We start from the raw sequence: 13,995 nt of genomic DNA, 5'->3' as shown, positions 1-13,995 counted from the left end.
CACCGCGGTGGTGAAAAAAGGGCGGGTGAAGGGCATTCCCCACCACCGGCAAGTTTAGCGGTGCTCTCCCCCCACACGAAGCGAGTCCACTAGATCGAGCATCCGTAGCGGGGCCGGCGGAACCAGCCGGGTCGGCCTTCACTCACCTTCCAGCGGGGAGATGCAAAGAAGGGAATTGGTGCCCGGCTACCCGCCTCTGGGTAGCCTGGCGCTGCGGCTGCGGCTGCGGCTGCGGCTGCCGCCTGCCTGGCCTGCCCTGCATGGGTTTGCTGTGCATTCGAACCTCCAAAGTCCGCCCGCCCACTCGCCTGCTGGATTGGGTGAACTCGCTTTGTCTGGGGAGAAAAGAGGCGCTAGCCTGGCCCAGGCGGTGGGTATCCCTTTCCCACCCGCTTTACCCACGGCGCCTCTTTTCTTAGGGGCCCCAGACAAAGCGAGTTCACCCAATCCAGCCCCCCACCAAACCCGGCTCCCCCCAACGAACCTGCCGCAACCAGCAAGCCCGGCCCACGCCAAACCTGCCGCGACCAGCCCCGCCGCCGCCACCACCACCAAATCCCGCCGCGACCAGCACACCCGCCAGCGAGCCCGGCTCACCAGCAAAGCCCCCGGCCAGCAAAGCCCCGGCCAGCCCCCCGCTACCGAGTCCCGAAGTAGGCCGCCGTCAACGCCTCCGCCCCCTCCACCTCTGCCGCCGGCCGGTCCAGTACGACTCGTCCGACGTCCAGCACCACGACCCGGTCAGCCACCTCAAGCGCCGCCGCTGCCGCTTGTTCCACCAGCAGCACCCCGATGCCGGTGCTCTTCAGCGCTGCCACCTTCCCCATCACTTCCGCCACGATCGCGGGGGCCAGGCCGCCGGACGGCTCGTCGAGCATCAGCAGTGCCGGCTTGGCCATCAGCGCCTGTCCGATCGCCAACATCTGCTGCTGCCCGCCTGACAACTGTCCGGACACCACGTGCTTGCGGTCGGCCAGGATGGGGAACATCTCGTAGACCGGTTCCAGCTCGGCCGTCAGCTTGCGCTTGCCCAAGCCCCTGGAATAACCGCCCAGCAGCAGGTTCTCCTCGATGGTGCGCCGTCGGAAGATCCGCTTGCCCTCCTGGACGAACGCGATCCCCTCGGTCACCCTTCGCTGCGCGGGCATTCCGGTGATGTCCCTGTCCCGGTAGACCACTGTCCCGGAGTCCACTTTGTTCAGTCCGGCGATCGCGCGCAGTGTTGTCGTCTTGCCCGCGCCGTTTCGTCCCAACAGGACTGTGAGTTCGCCCTCGGCGACGCTCAGGGTGGCATCCCAGACCGCGCGGATGTCGCCGTAGCCGGTGGCCAGGCCCTCGACCCGCAGCAGCTCGCTCATGCCTTGGCCTCCTGGCTGACGCCCAGGTACTCGGCGAGCACCCGGGGGTGGGTCTGGATCTCGGCGGGGGTGCCGGTGGCGACGAGTTCGCCCTGAGCCAGCACGTAGATCGTGTCGGCTAGGGAGAGCACCAGGCCGAAGTTGTGCTCCACCAGGATCACCGCCGTGCCGGCGTCCCGGATGGCGCGCACCAGGTCGGCCAAGCGTTCGATCTCGTCGGTGTCCAGGCCGGAGGCCACCTCGTCGAGCAGCAGCACCTTCGGCCGGGACACCAGGGCGCGGGCCACCTCCAGCATCCGCCGGGTGCCCAGCGGCAGCGACGCCGCCTCGGTGTCGGCCAGGTGCGTCACGCCGACCAGTCGCAGCACGGCGTCGACGTCGGCGCGGTCGGCCGCCGCGGCGCGCCGGTAGTTCGGCAGTCGCAAGATGGACGACGGCATCCCGACGTAGTGCGGCATGTACACCCCCGCCGCGACGGCCTCGCGGACGGTGATGTGTTCGGGGAACAGCGGTGTCTGGAACGTCCGCGCCACACCGGTTCGCGCGACCTTGTGCGTGGCGGCGCCGGTGATGTCCTGCTCGCCGACCCGGATCGTGCCCGCGTCGGTGCGGTAGTAGCCGCAGATCATGTTGAGCAGCGTGGTCTTGCCCGATCCGTTCGGGCCGATCAGCGCGGTGATCCGCCCCGGTTCCGCGGTCAGGCTGACCCCGCCGAGCGCCCGCAGGCCGCCGAAGCTCTTCTGGACGTCGGAGACCTCCAGCCGCGCGCCGGTCAGCGGTGGCAGTTCGCCCGGGTCGGTGCTGCGCGGGATCTCCTCGGGCGGCGCGTAGCGGGCGCGGAGCCTGCGGATGGCCTGGTTGGCCAGCCCGGCGAGCCCGTTGGCCACCAGGGTGCCCGCGATGATCAGGAAGATGCCGTAGACGATCTGCGCGTACTGCTCGAAGTCGGTCGAGCGCAGCGGCCCGTACTGCATGACGGCCGCGCCGACCAGCGGGCCGTAGACGCTCTTCGCACCGCCCAGGATGCTCGCCGCCAACACTGTCACGGCCATCGTGAAGCCGAACGAGTGCGGCGAGAGGTACTTGTCCACGTAGGCGAACAGCCCGCCCGCGATCCCCGCCGGGATGGCGCCGACGGCGTAGGCGGTCAGCTTCATCCGGTACACCGAGATGCCCAGCGACGAGGCCAGCACCGGGCTCTCGCGCAGCACCTGGAAGGCCACCCCGTGCCGGGAGGTGATCAGGTTCCGGATCAGCGCGAACCAGGCCACGGTCAGCACCGCGACCACCACGTAGAAGCCCAGCGGGCCGAGCCGGGAGCCGAACAGCTCCGGCGCCGGGATGCCGACCAGGCCGACCGCGCCACCGGTGAACCGCTCCAGCAGGTCGAGGAACTGCGGCACCAGCAGCACCAGGAAGAACGAGGTCATCGCCAGTGACCAGCCGCCCAGCCGCAGGCCGGGCACGCCGGAGACCAGGCCGACCAGCAGCGCGGCCACCGCCGCGACCAGGATCAGCAGGGCCAGGTCGTTGACCCAGTTGATCGCCAGGTACCCGGTCAGGTAGGCGCCGGTGGCGTACATCGCGGTCTGGCCCAAGGCCAGCTCGCCGGTGTAGCCGAAGCTGAGGTTGAGCCCGCTGGCCACCAGGGCCAGCACGCAGGTCAGCAGCAGCAGCCGCCGGGTGCCCGCGCTGATGCCCAGCCACGGCGCGGCGATCAGCAGCGCCCCGAGCACCAGCGGCAGCAGCCAGGACGGGATCCGCAGGATGCGTGCGAGCACGTCAGACCACCCTCTCCCGGGTCGTGCCGAACAGGCCGGCGGGTTTGAGCAGCAGGATCAGCACCAGCACGGCGAACACCGCGATCGTCGGGAACTGGCTGCCCAGCCAGCGCCCGGTCAGCGACTCCACCAGCCCGACCACGAACCCGCCGATGAGCGCGCCGTGCAGGCTGCCGAAGCCGCCGATCGCCACCGCGACGAAACCCTTGAGCGCCAACGCCGCGCCGAGCGTGGCCACCGCGAACGTCTTGGGCCCCACCAGCGGGCCGGTGGCCCCGGCGAGCACACCCGCGAAGACGAACACCCCCAGGGCGAGCCGTTTCACATCGATCCCGCGCAGCAGCGCGGCGTCGCGGTCCTCGGCCATGGCGAGCATGGCCAGCCCGGTGAGCGACCGTCTGCTGTAGACGGTCAGGGCGGCGGTGACCGCGATGACGCACGCGATCAGCCCGACCTCGACCACGCTGACCCGACCGCCCAGGACGGTCCAGGTCGCGTCGGGCACCGCGGGCGGCACCTTGAGCACCTGGTCGCCCCAGATGAGCCGGGTGACCCCGTCGAGCAGGGTCGCCATGCCCAGCGTGGTGACCAGGTGGGCGTGGATGCCCTTGACCGGCCGGATCGCGATGAGCTCCTCGACCAGCGCGACCAGTCCGACCACCACGGCCGCGATGAGCAGCACCAGCAGGACCGGGAGCTCGGCGACCACCAGGCCCCAGTAGGTCACGAAGACGCCGAACATCATGAGCTGCGCGTGCGCGAAGTTGAAGGTCGTGTACGCGATGAAGACCAAGTTGTAGCCGATGCCGACCAGCGCGTACACCGCGCCGATCGCCAAACCGGACCAGATTGAGGTCACCTGCGCCCTACCTCCTCGCTGCGCGACGCCTGTGTCGTAGGACGCACTGTAACCGACCAACCAAGCGCTTGGTACATCTGTCGATCGGGATTTTTCGGACGAAGATCGACCTGCCCCGGACCCGTGGCGGGGGCTGGACAAACGTGAGCGCGGTGCAGATAGTGGTGCGCACGCCCGCCGTCCGGGAGGTTCGCGGATGTCATCGCCATCGGACGGCCGCCCAGCCGCACAGCCCGCTCGCGGTACCGCGCACTCGCGGGAGCTGACCAGGGCGCTGCGCTCGGGCACCTTCGCCGAGGCCCTCGACGCCGCCATCGCGTCGAGCGGCCTGACCCTCGACCGGGTGCGCCACCGGCTCGCTGAACAGGGCGTCGACGTCAGCCTGGCCACGCTGAGCTACTGGCGGCGCAACGTCCGGCGGCCGGAGCGGCCCGAGTCGCTGCGCGCCGTGCGCTCGCTCGAGCGGGTCCTCGGCCTGCCCGTCACCTCCCTGATCACCCTGCTCGGCCCGCCGCGCCCGCGTGGCCGCTGGCTCAACCGCCCGGCGCCGGCGACCAGCCCGGTGTTCTCCTCCCCGTTCGACGACCCCGACGACGGCACCTTCGTGCTGGCCAACGCGCACGACCTGTTCACCGTGGACGAGGACCGGGCGGGCCACGGCGTGCGCTCCCGGCTGGTGCTGCGCGGCGAGACCGGCACCGTGACCAAGTGCGTGCTCAAGTACCAGGGGCACGCGCCCGTGGTGCTGCCCGTGCTGACCGACGTCCGCTTCTGCCGGGTCGGCCGGACGGCCGCCGAGCCGGAGATCGGGCGCATCTCCATGGAACTGCTGCTGGACCGGCCGCTGCACGCCGGTGACCACGCGGTGATCGAGTACGAGGTCATGGAGACCCCCGGCCACCGGATCGACTACTGCTACCGGCAGTTCTTCCGCCGGGCCGCCGGGTACAGCCAGCAGGTGGAGTTCGCCGGGAAGCCGCCCGCGCGGTGCCACAGCTACCGGCAGGCCGACCTCAGCGCGCCCGAGACCATCGCGGGCTCGCTGCCGCTGGGCCCCTCGCGGACCACGCTGCAGTTCGGCCGCGACGTGCCGCCGGGCATCGTGGGCACGCGCTGGCACTGGTGAGCTACGCCACGTGCTCGCGGGCTTTTCACAGTTTCCACAGTCTGGGCGGTGTTCGGTGACCGGGCAGCGGCGTGCGTACCGCGTTGAATTGCCCCCCAAACGGCGGAACGGACATCCCTCGACGGTCGAGGATTTCACGGAATATGACGGACAGTAATTTCATCGGGCCGTGACATTGCCCTCAGCCACGAGCGGTGGTCATTCTTTCGGGCGTCCCCCTGTGGTGACGGCGGTCTCGCCGTCCGAAAGGTGCCCTGCGATGAAACCCATGATCCCCGCGCTGCTCTCCGCCGCGCTGGTCGCGGCGGGCGCGACCGCCCTGCTCGTGCAGAACACGGCCGCGGCCGCGAACACCGTCCAGTGCTCGCTCCAGCTCCCCTCCTCCAGCGACGCCGAGGCGCAGCCCAGCTGCGTCGCCGCCGACGTCGCCATCGACCGGCTCCCCGCGGTGGGCGAGTCGGCGACCGTCACCGTCACCATCCGCTCCCAGGTGGAGGTGAACCAGGCCAGGCTCGCCGTCCGGCTGCCCGACAACCTGCGGCTGGCCGCGGGCTCGTCCGGCCTCTCGGCCGCGCGCACCGTCGGCCTCTCCCAGGTCGCCGACCAGCGGTTCAAGCTCACCACCGGCGGCCGCACGGTCAAGTTCGGCGTCACCGCGCTCGCCGCGGGCCCGACCAACATCGAAGCCGACGTGACCAACCCCGACGCCCCCGCGCCGGACCGGTCCGCGCACGGCTCCGCCACCCTCACCATCGGTGACAAGCCGGGCACCTCGCACGCCGGCATCACCGAGACCGCGGCCACCGCGGTCGAGCGCCCCGGCGGCTCCGCACCCCTCGCGGGCCGCGCGGCGCTCGCGGGTCAGATCTGCGCCACCGGCAGCTTCACCTACACCAACGCCGCGGGCTCCTGGCTGCCCGGCCGCCGGGTGAAGGCCCAGGTCCTGGGCAAGACCACGTCCTCGGCCGCCACCGCCACCTACGCGACCGGTTACACCTCCACCTCCGACGGCAGCTACTCGCTCTGCTTCAACTCGACCGTCACCTCGATGTACCAGGTGTGGGTCCAGTTCAGCGCCGACTCGGGGCTGTGGCGGGTGACCAACAACGCGGGCAGCACGGTCTACACCGTCACCACCGCGGCCAAGACCAACGTCGCGGGCGGCACCACCGCCGCGTTCGGCGCCTCGTCGCCGACCAGCACCTACATGCGCGGCTGGCACGCCTTCGACACCGTCAACAAGCTGTGGGACGCGCACGGTCCGAGCACCTGCTGGAGCGCCCGCGACACCACCTGCCGCGTCATCACGCTGCACTGGCAGCCGGGCAGCACCGCGGGCCCGTTCTTCGACAACACCGTGGCCCTGGCGAACCGGTACGTGGCGCTGCGCGACACCGACCCGGACTCCGAGCACCTGGTGCTGCACGAGTCGGGCCACGCCCTGATGGACAACATGTACGGCGGCTGGTGGCCTGCCGACGACTGCCCGAGCCCGCACTACCTCAGCGGCAAGTCCGGCACGAACTGCGCCTGGACCGAGGGCTTCGCCGACGCGGTGGCCGGCTACCTCATGGGTGACGGCCGGTACTACTGGCCGGACGGTTCTTACATCGACATGATGACCACCACCTGGTTCAACGCCAACCAGCCCAGCTCGAACACCAACGTGGAGAACGGTGACCAGGTCGAGTGCCGCGTCGCCGGCGCCACGATCGACCTGTGGCGCAAGGTGGACGGCGGGCCGCTGAAGACCTTCCAGCAGATGGCCTCGACCACCTCCAGCAGCTACCGGGAGTGGTTCCTGATCGACCGGTCCGCGGCAGGCATGGACAGCTCCACCACGTCGAAGAACCTCGTGTACACCCACACGATCGACTACCGCACCGGCACGACCTCGCCGCCGACCAACCCGCCCACCACCACGACCCCGCCGACGACCACGACCACCCCGCCGACGACCACGACTCCGCCGACGACCACCACCCCGCCCACCACGGGCAACCTCGTGACCAACGGCGGGTTCGAGAGCGGTAACACCGGCTGGACCGTCACCGGCAACGCCATCGGCACCTGGGCGGACTACCCGGCCCAGTCCGGCACCTACTACACCTGGCTCGGCGGCACCGGCGCGGCCAACACCGACGCCATCAGCCAGTCGATCACCATCCCGTCGACCGCGAGCACCGCCACCCTGGCGTACTACCTGCGGATCGGCACGAAGGAGACCGGCACCGTCGCCTACGACACGATGAAGGTCCAGATCACCAGCGCGGGCACCACGACCACGCTGAAGACCTACAGCAACGTCGACGCGAACACCGCCTACACCCAGCGCACGCTCGATCTGAGCAGCTACCGGGGCAAGACCGTGACGCTGCGGTTCGTCGGGGTCGAGGACTCCAACCTGGCGTCCGACTTCTTGATCGACAACGTGGCCGTCACCACCTCCTGACCGATCGCGGGTGGCCGGGTTCGACAGACCCCGCCCGGCCACCCGCCCGGTTCGGCGGGCGGTAACCGTAGGCAGGCGGAGCCGCGCGGTGGAGGCCATCCAGGGAGGTGATACCCGGGATCACGGGCGCGACGGCGTACGCGATCCGTCGACGGACCAGCCAGGTGCGGGCAGGGAACCGGCCTTCGGGACGGCAGGCTGCACGGGCTGGTCCGTCGACTTTGGCGTTCTCGGGCTCGCCCCGGTACCAAAACAAGCAAGCGCTTGGTAGTGTCCGTCCGGGAAACCGCGGACGGAGGTCGTCGATGGACCCGCTCGGACTCACCCCGGCGGTGTCGGACTGGCTGGCTACCGCGCTGCCCGCCGCCCGTCCGCCGTTCACGTTCACCCGCATCACCGGCGGCCGCTCCAACCTGACCTACCTGGTCGCCGACGCTTCGGGTGTCCGTCGGGTGTTGCGCAGACCGCCCCTCGGCGAGCACCCCGCCAACGCCCACGACGTCCTCCGCGAGGCCCGCCTGCTCACCGCCCTGCGCGGCGCGGTCCCGGTACCCGAGGTGCTCGCGATCTGCTCCGACGTCGAGGTGACCGGCGCCCCCTTCGTGATGCTGGAGTACCTGGACGGCCTGGTTTTGCGCGATCCCTCGTCTGTCCAATCCGGACTATCCGTTGTGGACTGTGCGGTGGTGGGACCCGCGGTGGTCGACGCGCTCGCCGCGCTGCACTCGGTCGACCCGGCCCGCGCGGGCCTGGGCACCCTGGCCGACCGGCGCGACTACCTGCCGAGGCAACTGCGCCGGTGGCACGACAACTGGACCCGCACGGCGACCCGGCCACTGCCAGACCTCGCCCGCGCCCACGACCGCCTCGTGGAGCTGGCGCCGGAGCAACTGCGCACCGGCATCGTGCACGGCGACTTCCGCCTGGACAACTGCCTGCTCGACCGCACCGGGACCGTGCTCGGAGTGCTGGACTGGGAACTGACCACCGTCGGCGACCCACTGGCCGATCTCGGTCAATTCCTCGTCTACTGGGCCGAACCCGGCGATTCGTACACCGCATTGCACAATCCACCAACGGTGGTCCCCGGTTTCGCCACCCGCGCCGAACTGGCCGCCCGCTATTTCACCCAGCTGGACCTTGCGCCGGTTTCGGTCGACTACTACCTGGCCTTCAACTGGTGGAAAACGGCGTGCATCGTGGAAAACGTGTACACCCGGATGGCCGCGGGCGCGATGGGCACGACCGAACGCAGACCGGCTTCCTTCGCAGCCCAAGCCTCCGCACTGGCCACGCAAGCCTGGCGCAGCGCCGCTGACCTCGGCTGAGTAAACGGCAAGAAAAGGGCAGATCAAAAACCCGCCTGTTGTGTGCCGGCGCACATCGACTCCGTGGGCGATTTGGCGCGATTTCGTCGGTATCGAACGATCGACTACCGCGATTGGCTGCGGTGAGACGAGCGCAGGCAACACCGTGGACACCCTCGTCTACACTGATCCCTTGAACAGGGTCAGAGTCGTGGTGGACATCGCGACGAGGAATGTGGTCACGATAATCGGATGATGGACGAATCGGGCGACTCCAGGCGGCGTGCGGCACGGCAGTACGACCTGATGCGGGATCGGCTCGACGGCTTCCGGAAAGGTGTGGTCGGACTTGGTCGCCTCATCTCCGATCTTGAGGCATTGGCGGACCAGGTGGAGACCGCCGACAAGTCATGGAACGATGACTTCCGCGCTCGGGTCGGAGACCTGGAGATGATCTACGCGGTCACTTTCGGGGCACCGGGGCCTGCTCTGCCGCCTGTCCGCACTACCGACCTCGCCCGGCACGTGGGGGACCTGGAAAAGATGCTCATCGATCCGCCCACCAACCGGTGAGGTGGGCGAGCGGACCGGGCCCGGTCGCGGCCTGTTCATCCGCGACCAGGTCGACAGGGGGGTGCGTCAGTCACCCGAGTTCGTTCGCTATCGCGCTGCGCAGATCGCCGGTGCTCAGGAGTTCTGTCTGGAGCGGAAGTTGGCCTCTGGCTGGTGGTTCGACTGACCGGATTCGGTGTCACCCTGACCGGTCCCCTGATGCGGTGCTGCTTCTGTGGCAAGAACCCCGAGCTTCCTGACTATCTCGACATGGCACTGCGCGCCCGTGACGAGAGTCCGGCACGGCAGTATCTCGGTGCCCACCCGAGCTGCCTGCGGTCAGTCTTGGCGCCCGGCTTCGACGTCGCCGGGGACGAGCGATCACGTGGTTGCTGCATCCACAGCAGTCACCCGGTGCTGACCGACCGCATCGACATCGCCCTGCGCACGCGCGAGGAGAGTGCGGCGGCGCAGTACGTCGGGGCGCACGTCGGCTGTCTGCAGTCGGTGCTGGCGCGGGGCTTCACAGTGGAGATCCACGAGATGTGAGATGGTCCTTCAAGTGCAGGTTGCGGATGAGCGGGAGTGCGCATGACAGCGGTCGCGACGGGAACGTCCGGTACCGTGTTCCAGTGCTGTATCTGCGGTGCCAACCCCGAGCCGCCGGACTACATCGCGATCAGGCTGACGGTGCCGGAGTCCGATGTGTACTTCCAGGACCTGGGGGCGCACCCGGACTGCCTGCAATCGGTGGTCGCGGTAGGTGTCCCCATCGAGATCCACAAGGTGCTGTGACCACGGCTTCGGTTGCGTGATAAGGAGTTCGCGGAAACCACCGCGCGGGAGGCTGTGGTGGTCCACCCCGAAGCGGCGGACCTCATCCGCCAGGCCTCGGCCGTCTTCACGGCCCGCGAAGGATGTCTCCTGGTGGACCGCGCTCGGGCTGTGGTCACCCTGGTTGTCCGAGGGGGTGAACTGGATGCGGTGCACTGACGCGATGCGGGTCCTGCTCGGCACCGTCGACCTAGCGAGCGTCGGGCTGTCTGATGTCCCACCGGGCTGGATGGCGGACGCCGTGCGGCAGGGTTGGACCGTTGAACCGGACGGCGCGGTCGTCGCCACCGCACTGCGTGCCTCTTACGCCGGACATCGGTCGGCTTTTAGCGACCGCACCGACTACGAGGCCGCGGTCAACGGCCGGGGGATGGTCGACTACGACATCCCCCTCGACCACCAGGATCGGCGGACGATCGTGGTCCGCCGATCCTGGGCCTACCTCACCTCGATGCTGGCCCCGGCCCATGGCACCGCGCTGGTCACCGGCCAGGTCAGTATCGGGTTGTCCCGGACCGAGAATCCGTTCTGGGAAGCCCACGTCACCTTCTGGACCGACCGCGACGACGAACCGCCCTACTACAACCTGGACACTGTGCCCCAGGAAGACGCCGTGCTGCAGATGAGGGCCGACGATCCACTCGTCCGCGCTTGACACCTGCTGGCGCGATACTCTCCGCTGATGAGTCAAGGTGTTGATATCCCGGTCGCCGACCTGCGCCGAGTCTTGGACCTGCTGCTCGCGAACGCGCCTCAGTCGGTGCCCCTTGACCGTGACTACTTCTGGGAAGTCCCGCCCGACGCCCGCTACGACCCGACGCGAACGCCCGTGGAGTTGACCGTGGGGCAACTGAGCGAGTCCTGGGCACACCTGTCGGACATGCTGACCGACCCGGACCGGGTGGTCGGGTACGGGCTCGTCTGGGCGGCCGACGTCCTGCGCGCGATGGGTCACCGCGGCTGATGGAATACGACCGGCTTCGGTGTTGCATCTGTGGTGAGGACACTGCGGATGCCGCTGACTACGTCCAGATCGCAGTGCGGCGTTCGCCTGAGGGGCCTGAGGTCCAGTACTTCGGTGCGCACCCCGAGCACCTGCAATCCGTGCTGGCCAAGGGTTTCGACGTCTGGGACTAGCGGGCGATGAGCTTCTGGTGGCGCAGGCCGTTGGTCAGTTCGCGGATGGCGGGGGTGTCGGCCCAGGGCTGTAGGTGGTCGAGGATGTCCTGGAGTCGTTCGCCCATGCGGGGAGTGGGGAGCTGGGTGATGCGTGGGGTGGCGTCGGTGATGATGCGGACAGCTTCCTCGACTTCGCCCTCGATGGCGCGGGCTTTGCTGAGTTCCAGTTCGCTGATGAGGAGGTTGCGGGCGGTGCCGACCTGGGTCTTGTCGGTGCGTTCCAGCGTTTTGTACATGGCGAGCGAGTTGGTGATGATGGGAACGGCCTCGCTGGTGCGCCCGAGGCTGAGCAGCGCTTGACCGCGTCGGGCGGTGTGGATCGCGTGGCTGTAGTTGTAGTACGGCACCGGGGTCGCGTTGGGCAGGTCGTCAAGGTGTTTGCCGGTGGCGTCGAATTGCCGCAACGCGTCTGAGCCGTTGCCCGCCGCCGCGTGGGAGACCGCTGTCATGTCGGAGACGAATGCCTTCAACGTGGGGTTGCCGCCGCGGGCCACCCAGTAGTCGGCGGCGAGGCTGTGGTCGACCGCTGTTCGTGGTTGCTTCGCCCAGATTGCCAGGATGGCGTGGTCGGCGAGGGTGAACGCGGCGAGGTCTGGATCGCCGGCCTGGTGAGCCAGCCGGCGGGCTCGCTCGTAGTAGCTCGCCGCAGACGGTTTGTCGCCGGCGTTGAAGCTCAGCCAGCCGCAGATCCGCACCGCGTTGCCGAGGACCGAGAGCAGTCGCGGTCGCAGGGTTTGGGGGCACGAGTCGACCATGGCGTGCAACAGGTCGGACTGGGCGCGGACCGTCGCCAGCGCGATCTCGGGGCCGAACCGCGTGTCCGCGACGTAGGCGTCGAACACCAGGGCATCGATGTGGTCGATGACCTGCGCGTCTACTCGTTGGGGCGCCAGCACCGCACGGGCCAGCCGTTCGTGGTCGTCGGTGTTCGGGGAGTCGAGCCAGGGCGGGACCGCCGCGACGCCGAGGAGCTTCAACAGGTCGCGTCGGTCCATGCCGCTCACCCATTCTCGAAACATCGACTGCATCGACTCGGGGGTATCGCTCGGGTGCGTGGGACTAGTGGGTGATGAGCTTCTGGTGGCGCAAGCTGTCGGTCAGTTCGCGGATGGCGGGGGTGTTGGCCCAGGGCTGTAGGTGGTCGAGGATGTCCTGAAGTCTTTCACCCATGCGGGGAGTGGGGTTCTCAGTGATCCGGGGTATCGCGGCCGAGACGACTCGCACTGATTCGTCGACATCGCGGTTGATGGCGTGGGCTTTGCTGAGTTCCAGTTCGCTGGCGATGATGTTGCGCTTGATCCCGAGTTGGGTGGGGTCGGTGCGTTTGAGGGTCTCGTACAGGCCGAGTGATCGGGTGATGATGGGGATCGCCTCGCTGGTTCTGCCAAGTGTGAGCAAGGTTTGCCCACGGCGCGAGGTGTGGATGGCGTCGCTGTAGTAGTAGAAGTGCGACGGGGCGGCGTTGGGCAGGGCGTCGAGGTGTCGAGGAGTGGTGTCCAACTTGCGGAGCGAGTCCGCCGGGTTGTCTGCCGCGGCCAGGGACATCGCGGACATGTCCGCGATGAACGCCTTGAGTGGGGCGTTGTCGGTCCGGCTCGCCCAGTAGTCGGCGGCGAGGCTGTGGTCGACCGCGGTGCGCGGCCTCTTGGACCAGATGGCGAGCAGCGCGTGGTTGGCGAGGGTGAACGCGGCGAGGTCTGGGTCGCGGGCTTCGTGGGCGAACGTGCGCGCCTGTTCGTAGAAGCGTTCCGCGCCGTGGTTGTCGCCGGTGTTGAAGGTGAGCCACCCGCAAATCGCGAGTCCGTGGCCCAGGGTGGACAGGAGCCGGGGGCGCAGCGAGTCCGGGCACTGGTCGATCATCGCCCGCAGCAGGTGGGTCTGGGCCCGGGCGGTGTAGAGCGCGACCTCCGGGCCGAGTTGGGCGTCGGTGGCCTTGCTGCCGACCAGCAGCGACTCGATGTGCTCGAGCACGCGCTCATCGACTCGTCGTGGGGTGAGGGTGGCCTGGGCCAAGCGTTCGTGGTCGTCGGCGTTCAGCGGGCCGAGCCAGGACGGTGCCGCCGCGACGCCGAGGAGTCTCAGGAGGTCGCGGCGGTCCATGTTCGTCGCCGGTTCTCGGAACGTCGACTGCTCTGACTCCGGGTGCGGAGCTACGGGTGGGTTCGCGCGCCAGGTGTTGGCTTGGGTTCGGGCCTGGTCCAGGGCTACCCGGCGGGTCTCGGCCTCGCGGGCGGCTCGGGCGGATTCCAGCTGCTCGTACCGCGCCACCAGCACACCGCCAGCGTTGACCTGGGTGTCCGCTTTTGCCCACCACTGCGCGGTTGCGTTGCCGCGGCCGCGTTCGAGGTGGGCGATCATCGAGCGGTCCACGTACATCCGGTGGGCCAGGTTCGCCTGCGTAAGCCCCGCCGCCACCCGGAACACCGCGAGTCTGCCGCCGAGGTCGCGGCGGAGGTCGGTGATCGAGTCTGGTTCCCGCGCCATAGTCCGCCTGCTCCTCGCCGGCCGATCCGTGCCTGTGGTGCGTGTCTACCAATCTCCACCATA

Annotated in this window: 13 protein-coding genes; 8 read left to right on the top strand and 5 right to left on the bottom strand. The window is 69.0% G+C overall.

Annotated elements, in window-relative coordinates:
* Positions 1 to 638 precede the first annotated feature (638 nt).
* From QSK30_RS32055 to QSK30_RS32045, 3 genes are read right to left on the bottom strand one after another with little or no spacing between them, the layout of a single operon-like run.
* Positions 639 to 1,358, bottom strand: coding sequence for an ABC transporter ATP-binding protein (locus QSK30_RS32055; RefSeq protein ID WP_285508683.1), 720 nt, complete (start codon positions 1,356 to 1,358; stop codon positions 639 to 641).
* Positions 1,355 to 3,139, bottom strand: a complete 1,785-nt coding sequence (locus QSK30_RS32050) for a branched-chain amino acid ABC transporter ATP-binding protein/permease (protein WP_285508681.1) — start codon at positions 3,137 to 3,139, stop codon at positions 1,355 to 1,357. Before QSK30_RS32050 ends, QSK30_RS32055 begins: the two co-directional genes overlap by 4 nt.
* A gap of 1 nt (position 3,140) precedes the next feature.
* A complete protein-coding gene (locus QSK30_RS32045) occupies positions 3,141 to 3,998 on the bottom strand; it encodes a branched-chain amino acid ABC transporter permease (RefSeq protein WP_285508679.1) in 858 nt (285 codons plus the stop codon).
* 196 nt (positions 3,999 to 4,194) lie between these two features.
* On the opposite strand from QSK30_RS32045, the gene QSK30_RS32040 reads away from it, so the two are divergent.
* The 8 genes from QSK30_RS32040 (at position 4,195) to QSK30_RS32005 (ending at position 11,233) form a co-directional block, all read left to right on the top strand.
* The gene (locus tag QSK30_RS32040; protein WP_285508678.1) at positions 4,195 to 5,124 is read left to right on the top strand and encodes an XRE family transcriptional regulator; all 930 of its coding nucleotides are present in this window, start codon (positions 4,195 to 4,197) and stop codon (positions 5,122 to 5,124) included.
* A gap of 259 nt (positions 5,125 to 5,383) precedes the next feature.
* The gene (locus QSK30_RS32035; RefSeq protein ID WP_285508676.1) at positions 5,384 to 7,576 is read left to right on the top strand and encodes a hypothetical protein; all 2,193 of its coding nucleotides are present in this window, start codon (positions 5,384 to 5,386) and stop codon (positions 7,574 to 7,576) included.
* Positions 7,577 to 7,881: 305 nt separating this feature from the next.
* A complete protein-coding gene (locus QSK30_RS32030; protein ID WP_285508674.1) occupies positions 7,882 to 8,904 on the top strand; it encodes a phosphotransferase family protein in 1,023 nt (340 codons plus the stop codon).
* Between the two features lie 231 nt (positions 8,905 to 9,135).
* On the top strand, positions 9,136 to 9,456 hold the full coding sequence (locus QSK30_RS32025; protein WP_285508672.1) for a hypothetical protein: 321 nt from the start codon (positions 9,136 to 9,138) through the stop codon (positions 9,454 to 9,456).
* A gap of 153 nt (positions 9,457 to 9,609) precedes the next feature.
* Entirely contained in the window at positions 9,610 to 9,984 is a 375-nt protein-coding gene (locus QSK30_RS32020) for a hypothetical protein (protein ID WP_285508671.1), read from the top strand.
* Between the two features lie 42 nt (positions 9,985 to 10,026).
* Positions 10,027 to 10,230, top strand: coding sequence for a hypothetical protein (locus QSK30_RS32015; protein WP_285508670.1), 204 nt, complete (start codon positions 10,027 to 10,029; stop codon positions 10,228 to 10,230).
* A gap of 184 nt (positions 10,231 to 10,414) precedes the next feature.
* Positions 10,415 to 10,924, top strand: a complete 510-nt coding sequence (locus tag QSK30_RS32010) for a hypothetical protein (protein WP_285508669.1) — start codon at positions 10,415 to 10,417, stop codon at positions 10,922 to 10,924.
* Between the two features lie 27 nt (positions 10,925 to 10,951).
* Positions 10,952 to 11,233 carry a hypothetical protein gene (locus QSK30_RS32005; protein ID WP_285508668.1) on the top strand — a complete coding sequence of 94 codons (282 nt, stop codon included), beginning with the start codon at positions 10,952 to 10,954 and terminating at the stop codon, positions 11,231 to 11,233.
* A gap of 169 nt (positions 11,234 to 11,402) precedes the next feature.
* On the opposite strand, the gene QSK30_RS32000 is transcribed toward QSK30_RS32005, so the two are convergent.
* Positions 11,403 to 12,467, bottom strand: a complete 1,065-nt coding sequence (locus QSK30_RS32000; protein WP_502871919.1) for an NsdA family TPR-like regulatory protein — start codon at positions 12,465 to 12,467, stop codon at positions 11,403 to 11,405.
* 40 nt (positions 12,468 to 12,507) lie between these two features.
* A complete protein-coding gene (locus QSK30_RS31995) occupies positions 12,508 to 13,932 on the bottom strand; it encodes a helix-turn-helix domain-containing protein (RefSeq protein WP_285508666.1) in 1,425 nt (474 codons plus the stop codon).
* Positions 13,933 to 13,995 lie beyond the last annotated feature (63 nt).

It is taken from the genome of Actinokineospora sp. NBRC 105648 (assembly GCF_030269645.1).
In the GTDB taxonomy this organism is placed as follows: Bacteria; Actinomycetota; Actinomycetes; order Mycobacteriales; family Pseudonocardiaceae; genus Actinokineospora.
The sequence above is the reverse complement of the archived record's forward strand: the minus strand, read 5'-3'. Positions and strand labels throughout refer to the sequence as shown.

Excerpts from the sequence above, each read along its gene's own strand:
- QSK30_RS32015 (WP_285508670.1), top strand. The coding sequence starts at position 10,027 with ATGACAGCGGTCGCGACGGGAACGTCCGGTACCGTGTTCCAGTGCTGT.
- QSK30_RS32025 (WP_285508672.1), top strand. The coding sequence starts at position 9,136 with ATGATGGACGAATCGGGCGACTCCAGGCGGCGTGCGGCACGGCAGTAC.
- QSK30_RS32030 (WP_285508674.1), top strand. The coding sequence starts at position 7,882 with ATGGACCCGCTCGGACTCACCCCGGCGGTGTCGGACTGGCTGGCTACC.
- QSK30_RS32040 (WP_285508678.1), top strand. The coding sequence starts at position 4,195 with ATGTCATCGCCATCGGACGGCCGCCCAGCCGCACAGCCCGCTCGCGGT.
- QSK30_RS32000 (WP_502871919.1), bottom strand. The coding sequence starts at position 12,467 with ATGTTTCGAGAATGGGTGAGCGGCATGGACCGACGCGACCTGTTGAAG.
- QSK30_RS32035 (WP_285508676.1), top strand. The coding sequence starts at position 5,384 with ATGAAACCCATGATCCCCGCGCTGCTCTCCGCCGCGCTGGTCGCGGCG.
- QSK30_RS31995 (WP_285508666.1), bottom strand. The coding sequence starts at position 13,932 with ATGGCGCGGGAACCAGACTCGATCACCGACCTCCGCCGCGACCTCGGC.
- QSK30_RS32010 (WP_285508669.1), top strand. The coding sequence starts at position 10,415 with ATGCGGTGCACTGACGCGATGCGGGTCCTGCTCGGCACCGTCGACCTA.
- QSK30_RS32055 (WP_285508683.1), bottom strand. The coding sequence starts at position 1,358 with ATGAGCGAGCTGCTGCGGGTCGAGGGCCTGGCCACCGGCTACGGCGAC.
- QSK30_RS32005 (WP_285508668.1), top strand. The coding sequence starts at position 10,952 with ATGAGTCAAGGTGTTGATATCCCGGTCGCCGACCTGCGCCGAGTCTTG.